This window comes from Streptomyces sp. NPDC054757, assembly GCF_053612185.1.
Map to the genome: position 1 here is coordinate 1 of NZ_JBSHBW010000055.1, position 16,456 is coordinate 16,456.

10 protein-coding genes and 2 pseudogenes are annotated in these 16,456 nt (G+C 69.3%); 8 read left to right on the forward strand and 4 right to left on the reverse strand.

Features of this window, described 5'->3' with window-relative positions; translation table 11 throughout:
- The first annotated feature begins 466 nt into the window (after positions 1-466).
- Positions 467-1,600: a hypothetical protein gene (locus tag ACWGKJ_RS34630; protein ID WP_385019789.1), complete on the forward strand. Its 1,134-nt coding sequence runs from the start codon at positions 467-469 to the stop codon at positions 1,598-1,600.
- Between the two features lie 615 nt (positions 1,601-2,215).
- On the opposite strand, the gene ACWGKJ_RS34635 is transcribed toward ACWGKJ_RS34630, so the two are convergent.
- Both ACWGKJ_RS34635 and ACWGKJ_RS34640 read right to left on the reverse strand, forming a co-directional pair.
- On the reverse strand, positions 2,216-2,578 hold the full coding sequence (locus ACWGKJ_RS34635) for a hypothetical protein (RefSeq protein WP_385019787.1): 363 nt from the start codon (positions 2,576-2,578) through the stop codon (positions 2,216-2,218).
- A 105-nt stretch (positions 2,579-2,683) separates the two neighbouring features.
- On the reverse strand, positions 2,684-2,878 hold the full coding sequence (locus ACWGKJ_RS34640; RefSeq protein ID WP_385019785.1) for a hypothetical protein: 195 nt from the start codon (positions 2,876-2,878) through the stop codon (positions 2,684-2,686).
- Between the two features lie 302 nt (positions 2,879-3,180).
- Between ACWGKJ_RS34640 and ACWGKJ_RS34645 the strand changes: the two are divergent.
- The 3 genes and pseudogenes from ACWGKJ_RS34645 to ACWGKJ_RS34655 all read left to right on the forward strand — a co-directional run.
- Positions 3,181-3,429 (forward strand): annotated as a pseudogene (locus tag ACWGKJ_RS34645) (hypothetical protein).
- Positions 3,426-3,827, forward strand: coding sequence for a DNA-binding protein (locus ACWGKJ_RS34650; protein WP_385019783.1), 402 nt, complete (start codon positions 3,426-3,428; stop codon positions 3,825-3,827). The pseudogene ACWGKJ_RS34645 and the gene ACWGKJ_RS34650 overlap by 4 nt, the downstream one beginning before the upstream one ends.
- A gap of 709 nt (positions 3,828-4,536) precedes the next feature.
- Positions 4,537-4,671: pseudogene (locus ACWGKJ_RS34655) on the forward strand (DNA-binding protein); the annotation flags it as partial.
- 207 nt (positions 4,672-4,878) lie between these two features.
- Here ACWGKJ_RS34655 and ACWGKJ_RS34660 read toward each other — a convergent pair.
- Positions 4,879-5,517, reverse strand: coding sequence for a mycothiol-dependent nitroreductase Rv2466c family protein (locus tag ACWGKJ_RS34660; protein ID WP_385019781.1), 639 nt, complete (start codon positions 5,515-5,517; stop codon positions 4,879-4,881).
- A gap of 143 nt (positions 5,518-5,660) precedes the next feature.
- Between ACWGKJ_RS34660 and pepN the strand changes: the two genes are divergently transcribed.
- Positions 5,661-8,243 carry an aminopeptidase N gene (gene pepN / locus ACWGKJ_RS34665; protein ID WP_385019779.1) on the forward strand — a complete coding sequence of 861 codons (2,583 nt, stop codon included), beginning with the start codon at positions 5,661-5,663 and terminating at the stop codon, positions 8,241-8,243.
- 259 nt (positions 8,244-8,502) lie between these two features.
- Complete coding sequence (locus ACWGKJ_RS34670; protein WP_385019777.1) at positions 8,503-9,615, forward strand: hypothetical protein; 1,113 nt, start codon at positions 8,503-8,505, stop codon at positions 9,613-9,615.
- A 6-nt stretch (positions 9,616-9,621) separates the two neighbouring features.
- On the opposite strand, the gene ACWGKJ_RS34675 is transcribed toward ACWGKJ_RS34670, so the two are convergent.
- Positions 9,622-11,388 (reverse strand): TIGR03767 family metallophosphoesterase, encoded by a 1,767-nt coding sequence (locus tag ACWGKJ_RS34675; RefSeq protein WP_385019775.1) that lies wholly within the window; start codon positions 11,386-11,388, stop codon positions 9,622-9,624.
- Between the two features lie 350 nt (positions 11,389-11,738).
- On the opposite strand from ACWGKJ_RS34675, the gene ACWGKJ_RS34680 reads away from it, so the two are divergent.
- Both ACWGKJ_RS34680 and ACWGKJ_RS34685 read left to right on the forward strand, forming a co-directional pair.
- Entirely contained in the window at positions 11,739-15,071 is a 3,333-nt protein-coding gene (locus ACWGKJ_RS34680) for a S8 family serine peptidase (RefSeq protein WP_385019773.1), read from the forward strand.
- A gap of 234 nt (positions 15,072-15,305) precedes the next feature.
- Entirely contained in the window at positions 15,306-16,334 is a 1,029-nt protein-coding gene (locus ACWGKJ_RS34685) for an aspartate-semialdehyde dehydrogenase (RefSeq protein ID WP_385019771.1), read from the forward strand.
- Positions 16,335-16,456 lie beyond the last annotated feature (122 nt).

Genomic DNA, 16,456 nt, shown 5'->3' on the forward strand with positions numbered 1-16,456 from the left:
AGTGGAACCCGGCGCCCACCCGACACGACAGCCGGGCCATCAGCCCGCCTGCCACCAGCCACACAACCGAAACGGCCCGCCGAAGAAACCGACGGGCCGTCACGAAAGATCGAGGCTAGGGCGCCCGCGTCCTCCTCCGTGCGCCGCCCCACCCCATTTCTCCCCCAGCAAGGTCTGTCATCCGAGGCGGTAGTACCGATCCGCGGTCAAGCCCCGGCACGGAAGGGGCGCGCCACTCAGGTCCGGCAGCGCCGGAGCCAGGCCTCCACCCGTGATGACGTCAGCCACCAACGAAGTGGCTCGGCAAAACCGGCCTGAATTCCGAACACTCAATCGATACTCGCTAATAATTTTACATTAAATCGCCCGCTCTTCGTTCCCCCCGGCACGGACTCATCGACCCGCTTGACCCATTGCTCCGAAAAGGGTGACCATCTGCCTTGGGAAACCCCTAAGGAAGGGCACAATGACCACCCCACAAGGCAGTGCGAACGAAGCACCCGTCACACCCCTGTACAGCATGGCCAGATTCACGGAAATCGTCCGCTCGTGTCCGGGATTCTCAATGAGCCGGCATGGCGACAAGTGGGAAATCCGTACGGAAATCTCAACGAAACACTTCTTCGTGCCGGAAGAGGTGACCGGCACTCAGTATTTGGAATTCACGCACAAGCTCTATAAAATGAATTGGTGCCCCCCGTCCCGCCCCTGGCCCGGCGCCCCCTCCTTGTCGTTTGAGGACGTCTCTCCGACTGATGCGTGCGAGCTGCTGCTCCGAATCCCGTGGTACCAGCGCACCATGGAGGAACGCAAGGTCGAGGAATGGGCGGGCGCCATGCGCCGCAACGAGTGGAGGACCACCCATCAGGGGCTGGCGATCGACCAACAGGGGATGCTGTACGACGGACAGCACAGGCTGGCCGCCCAGGTGATTGTGGGGATCACGCTGCGCTACAGCGTGGCGCGTGGAATCGAGGGCGACACTTTCAATGTGGTCGACCGCGGGAAGATGCGCAGCAGCTCGTACACGTTCGCAGCCACCGGCGAGAAGGACGCCTTCAATCTGTCCGCTGCTCTGCGCCTACTGTGGATGTGGGAAAATCATCCGATCGAGAAGTGGAAAAACCGGTATCCGGTGTCGGATGACCAGCTCAAGGTGGTGCTGGACCGGCACCCGGAAATCCGGCACTCGGTGAAGCGGGGAAAGCCGATCCCGCGCGCGTCGGCACGTGCGACCACTCTCGTTCACTACCTGGCTACTCAGGCGTGCGGATCTTCCGAGGTCCCGGACCAGTGGTACGCGCAGCTGGGCACCGGGGAGAATTTCCAGCGACGCGACCCGGGACTGGTACTGCGCAACTACTTCCTCGGCGGGGAAATGACCGAAAAGGGAAATCGATCACCGGTAAGGGGCATGCAATCGGCTATCCAGGTCATGCACCTTTTCGCGACGGCATGGAACAACACCTGCACCGGCCAGCAGCGCGTTATCGCAAAGGCCTTTGGCAACTACGGTGTACCGGCCCTCAAGAGGCCGGGCCCGAACCATCTCTTTCGCTTCCCCATGAAAGATTCGGGAGAAACGGACATGCTGCCCTAGACGAACGCACGTAAGGTACCTCACGCAGAAGCCTCAGGCCGGTGGCCCGGGGCTTCTGCTGTTGTCCGGGCTGTCTCCGGATCCCGTATGACGGCACAAGGCGACCTCGACTGGGTTTCCTGTCGGGTTGATAGCTGTGCCGGACGTCAACATTCCTCGGCGCTCGGCTCGACGCGAAGCAGTGGGAACCTCCTTGGTATGTCCAGCCCGTGGTGGCGTCATGTGCCGCCGGTCGGGGGTTTCCGTGTACGCGGCCGGCCCCTTGCGGCGCTCCTTCGGCGGGCGACCCGCGCGGGCGGCAAGGCCCCGGCCCACGCTGCCGGTGTTTGCTCGATCCTGCACGCGTTTCGCGTCGGTTATGCAGGCCAGCGTCACGTTTCATGAAGCGTCAGCACCACCCGGTCACCGTCACACTCCGGACGGCAGCGTTCAACAATCTCGCGAGCGGTGCTCAGACTTCGCATAGAGACGTCGGGCGAACGTGTCCAGGGCAGTTCCGTAGCTGAAGGTCTCGTCGCCACTGGTATTCACTGCGACAACACTGCCGGCCCCTACCGCGTCGAGGTCGACGAGGTAGGGGCCCCCGCTCGACCCGACGCCCACGACGCAGGGGATTCACAGCAATGCACTACCCCGGTATTCTTGCGAATCGGCACCATCGCAGTACAGGTCCCTGTTCGTGTACGGGTAGCCGAAGAAGTGGGTACGAGTACCCGGCTCAGCCGTGAAAGAAATCCCCTGGACCCCGGTCACCTCGGAAATGCTCTTTCCGTCGTCGCTCGAGTTCACCTCCAGAACGGCAACGTCCAGGCCCTCGCCCTGCCGCTCCTCGGCCATCCGCACTCGGCGCACCGTGAAGCCGCCATAGGGGCTCTCGCCGTCATGGTAACCAGGCAGGAAGTAGAGCTGATGATCCCAGGTCGCTGACCGGAAGGACCCTCCACCATCCGACGTTCTGACACAGGGCGCGGCGATCATCACTCTGTTGGCGCCGACCACAGTCGCCGTGCAGGCGCCCAGACCGCCTCCTGTGTTCTGGGCGTACAGGCGACCGACAGTACGAGCGATGCCGCCGCCCTCCGTTCATTCAGGTTGCACGGCGTCACTGGTGGCATCCCCGTGGGCCACGTCTGCAATGCCCGTGCCGATCCAGTACGCCTCCACCCGCTTGCGCTCCTGTTTCGATGTCGTCGCGTCATGGACAACGATCTCCGGCCCGGACGTCGACACGTCCCCACCTCCGTGACCGCAGCCGACCGTTCCCAACGCGATCAGCACGGTCGCGACCGCACCAGCCCACGCGCCTGACCCCGCGCTCCAGGCCGGCAGGTTTGTCGGTCTGTCCGCGTTAACCACAACAATCCCGCCCCGTGTCGCGCCCTGGTTTCCGCGATCAGGTGGCTGACAGATCTTGCACCGGTAGCCCGTCCCACAACAAGAACTTCGCCAACTCACTTACCGTCGCATCACCGCGAGAGGGCGGTATCCAGGAACGCAGCACGAAGGCCCGTACGACTACAAGGCGAAATCCTGACGGTATTGGACAGATCCTTTGCCGCATACTGCGATATGCCTGCCGTATGTCCTCAACGACCCGCATCACCGTCACGCTCCCCAGCGACCAGGTGGCAAAGCTCCGCAAGCTCACGGACAACGTCTCCGGCTACGTGGCGGAAGCCGTAGCCCGTCAGATCCGGCATCAGCTCCTGGGCGAGGACCTCCGCCGCCATCAGGAAGAGCACGGACCCTTCAGCGACTAGGAGCTCGCCGAGGCCCGCGCGAAGATCTTCGGCTTCGCCGGTACCTCCAATGGCGCGGATGCCGCGTGAGTGAGCGCGTCGAAACAGTCGTCCTCGACTCCGAGGGGCTCTCCGCCTGGATCGTGCAAGACCGCAAGCTTCTCGCGATGCTTCAGGTCTTCCACGACATGGGAGCCGAGCTAGTGATCGGTGCGAATACCATCGTGGAAGTCAGCCACTCCCGTACCAACATGCCTCGCCTGAACTGGACCCTGTCCCGTATCAAGGTAGAACCGGTCACTGAACAAGCGGCGAAAGCGGCAGCGGAAATCCTCAAAGCCGCCGGGCTGCACGGGCACAAGTACGCCATCGACGCCAAGGCCGCCGAGGTCGCCCTGCGCCAGCCGAAACCCGTCGCCCTCTTGACCTCCGACAGCGACGACATGACCAAACTCTGTGGAGACCAGGTACGCATCATCCCTCTCTGACGCGCCCGACCACCCCCGAGCCCCCTGGCAGGGTCCGCTGCACCTCTACCCCGTGCCGCATCCGTGCCCAGCAAAGCAGACAGCAGCGGTCAGGTACAGCTTCCAGAGACCTAGCCCAAAACCCGCTGATTCCCAGGCTCAAGGCTTCCGCCACCGGAATACAAGGTCATCCCGGCCGACTGCCCGGAGATGCCCTGGTGGCAAGGCCACTTCTAAGTTCGGTCTGGCCGCTCAGGGCGAGCGGTAGCGACCCGGATCGGTGCCAGAACAACCGGTCAACAGCGTCCACCGCGAGCCACGCAGATACGACCCGGCCCCTCCAGACTGGGCCATTTTCACAGGTCAGCACATCAGTCACTCTCAAGCGATCCGCGATTCCCAAGCTCAGAGCGCGAGTTCGACTCTCGTCACCCGCTCTTCGACGGAGGCCCCGGTCAGCGACCGGGGCCTTTCGCTTGCCCTCAAGCGGCACCGTCCCGGGGGTCCTCAGCCCGCTGCGGACAGCTGGAGCGCGGGCCGCCCCCTTCTCCGTCCAGAGCATGCAGACTCGACCGTCAAGGCCGCCGCCACGAGGAGGAGCACGGCCCCTTCAGCGACTAGGGAGCTCGCCGGGGCCCGCGCGAGGATCTTCGGCACCGCCGGCCCCGGCAAGGGCGTGGACGCCTCGTGAGCGAGCGAGTCGAAACCGCCGTCCTGGACTCCGAGGGGCGGGCACAAATACGGCATCGACGCCACAGTCGCCGAGGTCGCCCTGCGCCAGCCGAAACCGGTAGCCCTCCTGACCTGCGACAGCGACGACATGACCAAGCTCTGCGGCAACCAGGTCCGCGTCATCCCTCTCTGACCCACCAGCCCGCCCGGACGGACGGAGCACGCACCTCGCAGGACTCGTTGCCCTGCCGGCCCTCGTGCTCCGTCCGTGCCCAGCAGAGCGGACAACAGCGGTCAGATGCGGCTCCCAGAGACCAGGGCCATCCACCTGCCCCATGCGAAATGCCAGTTCAGATCACCTTTGACAACCCAAGAACCGCTGATTCAGGGCATCAGATCCTCAGTCGAAGATCGGCCCCTCCGTCCGGGTCCGCTTGATCTCGTAGAAGCCGGGGACCGAAGCGACCATCAGGGTCCCGTCCCAGAGCCTCGCCGCTTCCTCGCCCTTGGGCGCCGGGGTGACGACCGGGCCGAAGAAGGCGATCTGCTCGCCGTCCGCGCCGGGGACCGCGATGACCGGGGTGCCGACGTCCTGGCCGACCCTGTTGATGCCGTCGTTGTGGGAGGCGCGCAGCTCCGCCTCGTAGTCGAACGGGCTCTGGTCCGCGTAGTCGAGCAGCTCTGCGGGCAGACCGACGTCGTCGAGCGCGGCCGCGATGGCCTCCCGGGTCGGGCCCTGGCCCTCGTTGTGGAAGCGCGTGCCGAGCGCGGTGTACAGCTTGCCCACGATCTCGTCACCGTGCTTCTGCTGGGCGGCGACGACGACCCGCACCGGTGCCCAGGCCTTGACGGTGAGCATCTCGCGGTACTCATCGGACAGCTCGTCCACCCGGTCCTCGTTGAGGACGGCCAGACTCATCACGTGCCAGCGGACCTCGACGTCGCGGACCTTCTCCACTTCGAGCATCCAGCGGGACGTCATCCACGCCCACGGGCAGAGCGGGTCGAACCAGAAATCGACGGGGGTCTTCTCGGACATGTCTCTCCTCGGGAGGCGCACTTCTGGACTGCGGCAACTCTTCCCTTCCAACGCCCTGGGACGACCCGGCCATTCCCGGATGCCGCCCGCGAGTGGCGCGTGGGAGGATTCGGACAACGGATCGTAAACACGAAGGAGTGCCCGTGCCCGGTGAGAACCTGTCCCGTGACGAAGCCCGGAGGCGGGCCGAACTTCTCTCCGTCGACGGGTACACGGTCGCCCTCGACCTGCGGTCGGCGGTCGGGGACGGCCCGGAAGGTGAGCCGCGCACGTTCCGCTCGGTGACGACGGTGCGTTTCCGCTCGGCCGAGGAGGGCGTCTCCACCTTCGCCGATCTGATCGCCCCTTCGGTCACATCGGTACAGCTGAACGGGCGGGAGCTGGACCCGGCCACTGTCTTCGACGGGTCCCGGATCGCGCTCGACGGGCTCGCGGCCGAGAACGTCCTCGTGGTGGACGCGCAGTGCGCGTACAGCAGGACGGGCGAGGGCATGCACCGCTTCGTCGACCCGGAGGACGGCGAGGTCTATCTGTACACCCAGTACGAGCCCGCCGACTCGCGCAGGGTGTTCACCAACTTCGAACAGCCCGACCTGAAGGCGCCCTACACCTTCGAGGTGACCGCGCCCGACGGCTGGACGGTGTGGAGCAACGGGACCGGCGAGCAGGCCGGCGGGGTGTGGAGCTTCAGCGAGACCAAGCCGATCTCGACCTACATCACCGCGGTCGTGGCCGGCCCCTACCACCACGTCACGGACGTCTACCGCCGGACCCTGGAGGACGGGAGCGAGCTGGAGATCCCGCTCGGTGCGCTCTGCCGCAAGGGTCTCGCCCGGCACTTCGACGCCGACGACATCTTCCTGATCACCAAGCAGGGTCTTGACTTCTTCCACGACCACTTCGACTTCCCGTACCCCTTCGGGACGTACGACCAGGCCTTCGTGCCCGAGTACAACCTGGGTGCGATGGAGAACCCGGGCCTGGTGACGTTCCGCGAGGAGTACATCTACCGCGGCAAGGTGACGCGTGCGGCGTACGAGCGCCGGGCCAACGTCATCCTGCACGAGATGGCCCACATGTGGTTCGGCGATCTCGTCACCATGGTCTGGTGGGACGACCTGTGGCTGAAGGAGTCGTTCGCGGACTTCATGGCCTCCTTCTCGATGGTGAACGCCACCCGCTTCACCGACGGCTGGATCACCTTCGCCAACAACCGCAAGACCTGGGCGTACCGGGCCGACCAGCTGCCCTCCACCCACCCGGTCACGGCGGACATCCGTGACCTGGAGGACGCCAAGCTGAACTTCGACGGGATCACCTACGCCAAGGGCGCATCGGTGCTCAAGCAGTTGGTCGCCTACGCCGGGCAGGACGCCTTCCTGGAGGGCGCCCGCCGCTACTTCAAGCGGAACGCGTACGGGAACACCCGGCTCGGCGATCTGCTCTCCGTGCTGGAGGAGACCAGCGGCCGGGACATGGTGTCCTGGTCGCGCTCCTGGCTCCAGACGGCCGGGGTCAACTCGCTGACGCCCGCCGTCGTCCACGACGCGGAGGGCCGCGTCACGGAGCTGTCCGTCCAGCAGGACGCCGCCGAGTCGCACCCCGAGCTGCGCCCGCACCGGGTCGCCGTCGGTCTCTACCGGGTCGAGGACGGGGCGCTGGTGCGGTACGCGCGTGCCGAGACCGATGTGTCGGGTCCGCGTACGGTCGTGGCGGAGCTGGCCGGTGCCGAGCGGCCCGATCTGGTGCTGGTCAACGACGACGACCTCACGTACTGCAAGATCCGCTTCGACGAGGACTCGCTGGACACGCTCCGCGCGCACCTCGGTGACATCACGGATCCGCTCGCGCGGGCGCTCTGCTGGTCGGCGCTGTGGAATCTGACCCGGGACGCGCTGATGCCGACCAGGGACTTCATCGACCTGGTGCTGCGGTTCGCGGGCCGCGAGTCGGACATCGGTGTGCTCCAGATGCTGCATGTGTGGGCGCGGGGCGCGCTGCTGCACTACGCGGCACCCGAGTGGCGCGAGGAGGGCGGGAAGCTGCTCGCCGAGGGTGCGCTGCGCGAGCTGCGGATGGCCGAGCCCGGCAGCGAGGCCCAGCTGACCTGGGCGCGGTTCTTCGCGGCCACCGCCGCGACGGACTCCGACTTCCAGCTGATCGAGGGGCTGCTCGACGGCTCGGCGAAGGTCGACGGGCTCGATGTCGACCAGGAGCTGCGCTGGGAGCTGCTGGCCCCGCTCGCCTCGCACGGTGTCGCCGACGAGCAGGGCATCGCGGCGGAACTGGCCCGGGACGACACCGCGTCCGGCAAGCGGCACGAGGTGCGCGCGCTCGCCTCGCGCCCGTCGGCTGAGGTCAAGGCCGAGGCGTGGGCGTCGGTCGTGGAGTCGGACACCCTCTCCAACGCGCTGGTGGAGGCGGTGATCGGCGGGTTCTCGCAGGGGTCGCAGCGTGAGCTGACCGCCCCGTACGCGCCGAAGTACTTCGCGGCCATCGAGCGCATCTGGGCCGAGCGTTCGATCCAGATCGGGATGCTCGTCGTGAAGGGCCTCTTCCCCGGGCTGCAGGCCCACCGGTCGACGCTGGACGCGACGGACGCCTGGCTCGACGCCCACCAGGACGCGGCGCCCGCGCTGCGCAGGCTCGTCCTGGAGGCCCGGGACGACCTGGCCCGTGGGCTGCGCGCCCAGGAGTGCGACGCCGGGGCGGGCCGGGCGGTCTGAGAGCGGGCCAGGGAGCTGAGGGCGGGCCGGGGGCTGAGGGCGGGCGTCCGGAGTCGCGGTGCGCGTGCGCGGTCCGCGTGCCGGCCGCGCGGTCTGAAAAGCAGCCGGCTGTTCCCTTCGCGGGCCGTCGCCCTGGGCCATCCGGGCGACGGCCCGCTCGGCCAACTCCCCCGTTAACTTTAGGACGGTGTTGTCCGGTTTTGCCGACAGTTGTGTAACAGGGGTTAGTGGACGGCGGGACCATGGGCATCTCCGGTGCATGAACCGCGATACCTCCCTCTGCGGGGAGACCTCGTCCCCGCTCTCCTCCCGTTCCCCCGGTCACTCCGCCGGTGTCCACAGCAGGGTGCTCTCGGCGCCGCAGCTGCGTGAGCACGGGGTGACGGCGGCCCGCGCGGCCGCCCAGTGCCGGCCCGGAGGCCCCTGGCAGCAGCTGCTGCCGGGGGTCTTCGTTCTGCACCCGGGCCCGCCGACCGGTGAGGAGCGACTGCACGCCGCGCTGCTGTACGCCGGGCGGCCACCGGTGGAGAGGGCGGGGAAGGTGCCGTCGCAGCCACGCCAGGGCGCGGTGCAGGGCGGTCCGCCGGACGTCTACGGCAACACGATGGTCACCGGCCTCGCAGCGCTCGCGCTGCACCGTTTCTCGGCCGCTCCCCCGCTGATCTCCGCCGACCGGATCGACGTGCTGGTGCCGCGTACCCGCAGGCTCCGCTCCACGGGGTGCGCCCGGATCGTCCGCGCCCACACCCTGCCGCTCGCCGAGCGGATCGCCGGAGTGCCGGTGGCCCCGGTGGAACGGGCGCTGGCCGACGCCGTCGCCGGACTCCCGGACGCGGACGCGGTACGGCGGCTGCTCACCGAGGCCGTACGCGGCGGACACTGCGAACCGGCCGCCCTCGTCAGGGAGCTGAAGCTGGCCCGGCTGCTCTCGCGGGACCACGTGGCGCGCGCGGTGGACTCACTGCTCGCGGAGGGGCGCTGTCTCGCCGAGGACCGGCTGTACGGGCTGGTGCGCGACCACGGACTGCCCGACCCGCTCTGGAATGTGGAGCTGCGGCTGCCGGGCGGGCCCTCGCTGGGCGGAGTGGACGTCTACTGGCCCGACGAGGCGGTGGCGGTGGAGCTGGACACCCGGGCGGCCTCCCGGGCAAGTGCCGGACGCGGGGCGCGCGGTGGCGGCGAGGACGACGTGCTCGATTCGCCGTACGCCCGTAAGCGCGACCGTCTGGAGCGGCTCGGCATCACCGTCGTGCATCTGACGCCGGCCAAGCTGCGTGACACGCCCGCGCAGCAGGCGACGGTGGTGCGTACCGCCCTGATGGCCGCCGAGGACCGGGCGCCGGCCGCCCGTGTGGTGGTGCTGCCCCGCTGACCCGGATCAGCGCTTCCCGATGACCAGTTCGGTGTTCCGGTCGCCGGCCGTGCCCGAGAGGTCCGTACGGGCGCCCGGCGCGTTGAAGGACAGCTCCCGGTAGAGCGCGGCGAGTCCGGTCCGGGTGAGGTCGGTGAAGTCCGTGCGGTGCGGGGCCGCCGACTCGACCAGGGTGGTGAGGAGCGAGAGCGTGCCGTCGTGGTTGTCGACCAGCTCGAAGACCCGGGCGAGCTGGGGGAAGTCGATGTGCGACGCGGTGGTGACCTCCCAGAAGGAGCCGTGCGGCTGGATCTTGTTGCGGTGGCTGTGGCCGTTGATCCAGGCGAGCGTGTTGCGGTGGCTGCCGAGCAGCGCGACGATCTCGTCCCCCGAGTGGTTCCGCTCGCCGGGGCGGGCCGGGTCGGGGTGGGTGTTGGTGATGGTCCAGCTGTTGTGGTGGCTGAAGACCAGGATGTGTTCGTCCGGGTGCGTCTTGAGCGTCCGCTCCAGCCAGTTGAGCTGTGCGGTGCCGATGGTGCCGGTGAAGTGGCCGCCCCTGCCGGTGGTGTCGAGGCTGATGCCGAGGACGCCGGGTGCGGCCCGGAAGGTGTAGTAGAGGGTGTCGCTTTCGAGGTTGGCCCGGGTGTAGCCGTGTCCCGCCGGTCCGGCGCCGGTGTGGGCGGGGTCGAGGTGGGCGGTGAGGTACTCGCGCGGGGTGAAGGGGGCGCGGGCGGGGTCCGGGGTGACGGGGCGCAGGTCCCTGGTGTGCCTGCGGACCAGGGCGGCGAAGTGGCTGCCGTCGTAGTCCCCGTTCTTCTGGTCGGTGGCCAGCTGGGCCCGTGCCTCGGCGGCCGGGATCTCGTACAGCTTCCGCCCGCCGGTCGCGAAGTCGGCCAGGAAGTGGCCGCGGGCCGCCATGGATCCGCTGCTCAGCGAGTCGTGGTTGCCGACGGTCGAGTACCAGGGCATCCGCAGCCCCGGGCTGTGCACGGAGCGTACGGCCGCCGCGAGGAAGCCTTCGATGTGCGGGAAGCCGCGCTGCTTGTCGGTGTCGCGCAGCGCCCTGTCCGGGTGCCAGAAATGCTTGATTCCGGAGTCCTGGACCCCTTCGTAGCGGCCGGGGTCGCCGGTGTTGGGGGTGATGCGCCCGCCGCTCATCACCCCGAGGAACCAGCCGAGTTCGGCGTGCGAGTTGTTGTCGGTGTTGTCCCCCGTGGTCATCACGAAGGAGAGCGGCGCCCCGGTGGCGGGACCGGTGCGCAGGGCGTTGACCCGTTCGATCAGGGAGACCGCGCCGGGCACCGTGAGCGCTTCGTGCGGGCGCCAGGCCGCGGTGTCGGCGGGGCGCAGGAACTCGCCGCGCACCGGGTGCTGGACGTCGGTCAGATGCAGATCGGTGAGCTGGACGAAGGCGGCGAGCGCGGTGCGCCGGGCGGCGCGGCCGGAGCGTGCGGTGGCGAGCCGGTCCCGTACGACCCGGTCCCAGCCGGGGCCGTCGCCCAGCCTCCGGTAGCCGCTGCCGGGGTGGCCGGTGCGGGGGGCCGCCGATGTGAGCAGGGTGGTGCCGGCCGGTGAGGGTGCGGCGGGTGTGGTGGGCGCGGCGGGTGTGGTGGGCGCGGCGGGCGAAGAGCGGAGTGCGGCGGGTGCGGCGGCGCCGGGCGCGGTCGGGGCGGCGGAGGCGCCCCCGCCGGTCCCGACGGCGGCGCCGACGCCGGCCGATACGGCTGCGGCGCCCGCTGCGGCGAGGAAGGCGCGGCGGTCGAGTGCGCGGGCGGCGGAACGCATACGTGACATGGCTGGGTCTCCCCGGGTGCGGACGCGTCTGCAAGGGCGGCGGGGCAGGTTCTCCCCCGCTCCTTGGGATGGTTGGCAGCGGGCATGGCCTCCGCGTGAACGAGGCCGCAACAGGCGACACCGATCACTGCACAGGGATCACCCGTGACCGTCCGCGGTCCCCGGGGCGCGGACGCGGCCGGGCGGGGCCGCGGTTGATCGGTTTCGGCCCGCTATGACCGTGGTGGCGTATGGCGGAAGTCCGCCAAGAGGCAGCCGGGCGATGGCCAACTCTCCCCAAGAGAGGGTCATTTAGGTAAAGATCCGGTCATCAAGCTCCGGATTCCGGACCTTTTCTTCCACATACAGGGATGCAGATGAGCCTCGAATTCCCCAGCTCCATAACCCGGGCGAGACGCGCGGCCCGGATCGCGGCCGCCGCGGGCGTGGTCCTCGCTCTCGCCGCGGCCGGCGCCGTGCCCGCGGTCGCCGCAGCGGGTCAGGACGTACCCGCGCCGTCCGGCATGAAGGCCGCGAAGCCCGCCGGGCCGGCGTCGGACAAGCTCGGCGCCTCCGACGCGCAGCTACTCGGGCGGGCCGAGCAGGACGGCACGAAGTCCGTGACCGTCATGGTGGCGACGGCGCCGGGCGCGACCACCCAGGTGCGCAAGCAGTTCGACGCCGTGCCCGGGGCGATCGTCGGCAGGACCGACGACAAGCTGGGGTACGTACGGGCCGCCCTGCCGACGCCCAGGGCCGGTTCGGCCCTCAAGGCGGCGGCGAAGCTCGCCTCCGTGCACGGCATCGACCTCAAGCAGGAGATCGAGCTGGACGACCCCACCCCGGCCGGTGACACCGCGAAGGGCGCCACGTCCAAGGCGTCCGCCGGGCCCTACGCCGCCCCTGGCCGGAAGACCCCGGCCGGAAACCCGTACAACCCGTCCTTCGAGACGGGAGCGGTCGGCTTCGTGAAGCAGCACCCGAAGGCCGACGGCCGGGGCGTGACCATCGGCATCCTCGACTCCGGTGTCGACCTGGGCCACCCCGCGCTGCGCAAGACCAGCACCGGGGAGCGGAAGATCGTCGACTGGGTGACCGCGACCGACCCGGTCTCCGACGGCGACGGCACCTGGCTGCGGATGAACAGCGCGGTCACGGGCCCGTCCTTCACCGCGGCCGGCCGCACCTGGAAGGCCCCGGCCGGTTCGTACCGCTTCCAGACCTTCGCCGAGAAGGTCACCACCGGCGGCGACGAGGCGGGCGACCTCAACCGGGACGGCGACACCACCGATGTGTGGGGTGTGCTGTACGACCCGGTCGCCGGGACCGTACGGGTCGATCTGAACAACAACGGCGACTTCACCGACGACACCGCGATGAAGCCGTACAAGGACAAGTTCCAGATCGGCTACTTCGGCAAGGACGACCCGAGGACGGATGTCGCCGAGCGGGTCCCCTTCGTGGTCGAGAGCCGGAAGAACGTCGTCTACGACGCGGCGGGCGACAGGTCCGACTACGTCAACATCGGTGTCATCCAGAGCGAGCACGGCACCCATGTCGCGGGCATCACATCGGCGAACGGTCTGTTCGGCGGCGCGATGAACGGAGCGGCGCCCGGCGCGAAGATCGTCTCGTCGCGCGCCTGCGCCTGGAACGGCGGCTGCACCAACGTCGCGCTCACCGAGGGCATGATGGACCTGGTCGTCAACCGCGGTGTCGACATCGTCAACATGTCGATCGGCGGGCTGCCCCCGCTCAACGACGGGAACAACGCGCGCGACGAGCTCTACAAGCGCCTCATCGACACCTACGGCGTCCAGCTCGTCATCTCGGCGGGCAACGAGGGCCCCGGCCTCAACACCATCGGGGACCCCGGCCTCGCCGACCATGTGATCTCCGTCGGCGCGACCATCTCCAAGGAGACCTGGGCCGCCGACTACGGGTCCGGCGTGACGAAGAAGAACGACATGATGCCGTTCTCCTCGCGCGGCCCGCGTGAGGACGGCGGCTTCACACCGACGCTCTCCGCGCCCGGCGCCGCCGTCAACTCCACTCAGACCTGGCTGCCCGGCGCCCCGGTGAAGGAGGCGGGTTACTCACTGCCCGCCGGGTACTCGATGCTCCAGGGCACCTCGATGGCCTCCCCGCAGGCCGCCGGAGCGAGCGCGCTGCTCCTCTCGGCCGCGAAGCAGCGGCACATCGAGCTGCCCCCGGCCGATCTGCGAACCGCGCTCACCAGCACCGCCACCCACATCAAGGGCGTCCCGGCACACGCCGAGGGCGCGGGTCTGATCAATATCGTCGGCGCCTGGAAGAACATCCAGAAGGCCGCGGACTCACGACAGGCCGCCGCACACGAGTACACCGTCAAGGCGCCCGTCGACACCGCGATCGACGACGCCCTGAAGACCCCCGGGTACGGCACCGGCATCTACGACCGCGAGGGCGGTCTGAAGGCCGGGAAGCAGAAGACGTACAAGGTCACTGTCGTACGGACCACCGGACCCGACCGGGCCGTCGCGCACCGGCTGTCCTTCCGCAACAACGACGGCACCTTCGAGCTGGCCGGACCGGCGAAGGTGTCCCTGCCGCTGGGCCGGGCGGTGACCGTGACCGTACGCGCCAGGCCCGCGTCGGCCGGGGCGCACAGCGCGATCCTCCAGCTCGACGACCCGAAGACGGTCGGCACCGACCAGCAGATCATGGCCACCGTGGTCGTCTCCGAGCCGCTCGCCAAGCCGTCGTACACCGTCAAGCACTCCGGCTCGGTGCAGCGCAACGGCACCACGTCGTACTTCCTGACGGTGCCGGAGGGCGCCAAGGCACTTGAGGTCGGGATGAGCGCGCTGCGCTCGGGCAGCCAGACCCGCTTCATCTCCATCCACCCGTACGGGGTGCCGGTGGACGACACATCGACGCCCAGCTGCTACCCGAACTACGACAACCCGGCCAACACCTGCCGTCCGGATCTGCGGTCCTACGCGGACCCGGCTCCGGGTGTCTGGGAGATCGAGGTCGAGGCCCGCCGTACATCGCCCTACCTCGACAACCCGTACAAGCTGGATGTCGCGCTGCTCGGCGCCGCCTTCGACCCGGCCGTCCAGACCCTCCCCGAGGCCAAGGCAGGCACCCCGGCGCCGGTCGAGTGGAAGGTCCGCAACGGCTTCGCCGCCATCGACGGCACGCTGAAGGGCGGCCCGCTCGGCTCGTCCGACGAGGCCACCCCGACGATCAAGGAAGGCGAGAGCAGGACCACCACGATCACCGTCCCGGAGGGCGTGGACCGGTTCGACGTGTCCATCGGCGGGACCTCGGACACCGGGGCCGACCTGGACCTGTACGTCTACCGGGGCACCACCCAGGTCGGCTCGTCCGCGACCGGGGGCTCCGACGAGTCGGTCAGCCTGCTGAAGCCGGCCGCCGGTACGTACACCGTCGAGGTGGACGGCTACGCGGTCCCGGCCGGGTCGACGACGTACAGCTACCGCGATGTGTACTTCGCGCCGTCGCTGGGCTCGGTCGAGGTGGACGCGGCCAAGCCGGTGAAACTCGCCACCGGCGCATCGGCGAAGGTCAGCGCCCGGGTCGTCGCGGCAGCGCCGCCGCCCGCCGGGCGCGAGCTCTTCGGCCAGGTGCAGCTGCTGAACGCCCGGGGCACGGTCGCGGGCACCGGCAGCGTCCGGATCACGGACGTCACACCGTAACTGTGGTGAACGCCGCAACCACGCCGGATGAGGTGTGAGCGGCTGAGCAGTGGGGCAGGTGCCAGAACCGGCGCCTGCCCCGCTGTCCGTTTCCCGGACGGCGGATCCGTCCGTACCCCGGACAATGGATTGGACAAGGCGCCGCCGGTCGTACGCATGATGGTGCGGCCGGCCGTGGCCACCCTGGCCAGTCAGCACGCGCAGCAGGTGCGCAGTGAGTACGGAGGAGTCACCGTGAGGGTCGGAATCGTCGGAGCCACCGGTCAGGTCGGCACAGTCATGCGAAAGATCCTCGCCGAGCGGGAGTTCCCGGTCGACGAGCTGCGGCTGTTCGCCTCCGTGCGCTCGGCGGGCACCACTCTCGCCTGGCAGAGCAAGGGCGTCACCGTCGAGGACGCGTCCACGGCCGACTACTCCGGTCTGGACATCGTGCTCTTCTCGGCCGGCGGCGCCACCTCCAAGGCGCTCGCCGAGAAGGTGGCCGCGCAGGGGCCCGTCGTGATCGACAACTCCTCCGCCTGGCGCCGCGACCCCGAGGTCCCGCTGGTGGTCTCGGAGGTCAACCCGCACGCCATCGCCGACCGCCCCAAGGGCATCATCGCCAACCCGAACTGCACGACGATGGCCGCGATGCCGGTACTGCGCCCGCTGCACGGCGAGGCCGGCCTCGAAGCGCTGACCGTCGCCACCTACCAGGCGGTGTCCGGCTCGGGCGTGGCCGGTGTGGCCGAGCTGCACGGCCAGGCGGCCAAGGTCGTCGCCGACGCCGACCGGCTGACCCACGACGGCGGCGCGGTGGACTTCCCGGAGCCCGGTGTCTACAAGCGCCCGATCGCCTTCAACGTGCTGCCGCTGGCCGGTTCGATCGTCGACGACGGCTCCTTCGAGACGGACGAGGAGCAGAAGCTCCGCAACGAGTCCCGCAAGATCCTGGAGATCCCGGAGCTGAAGGTCTCCGGCACCTGCGTCCGGGTCCCGGTCTTCTCCGGCCACTCCCTCCAGATCAACGCCCGTTTCGCCCGCCCGCTCACGGTGGAGCGCGCCTACGAGCTGCTGAGGGCCGCCCCGGGCGTGGAGATCTCCGAGATCCCGACGCCGCTGCAGGCCGCCGGTACGGACCCGTCGTACGTGGGCCGCATCCGCAACGACGAGACCGTGGAGAACGGCCTGGCCCTCTTCGTCTCCAACGACAACCTCCGCAAGGGCGCCGCGCTGAACGCCGTCCAGATCGCGGAGCTGGTGGCGGCCGAGCTCAGCGCCTGAGCCCGCCCCCTCCCCGGAGCGCACGGCTCCGCTTCCCCGCACGCGGGTGGAGCGGAGCCGGGGGCGCCCCCCGTTACCCCCCCCCCCCCCCGCGGGGCCCCCGGGGGCCCCCCCCCCCCCCC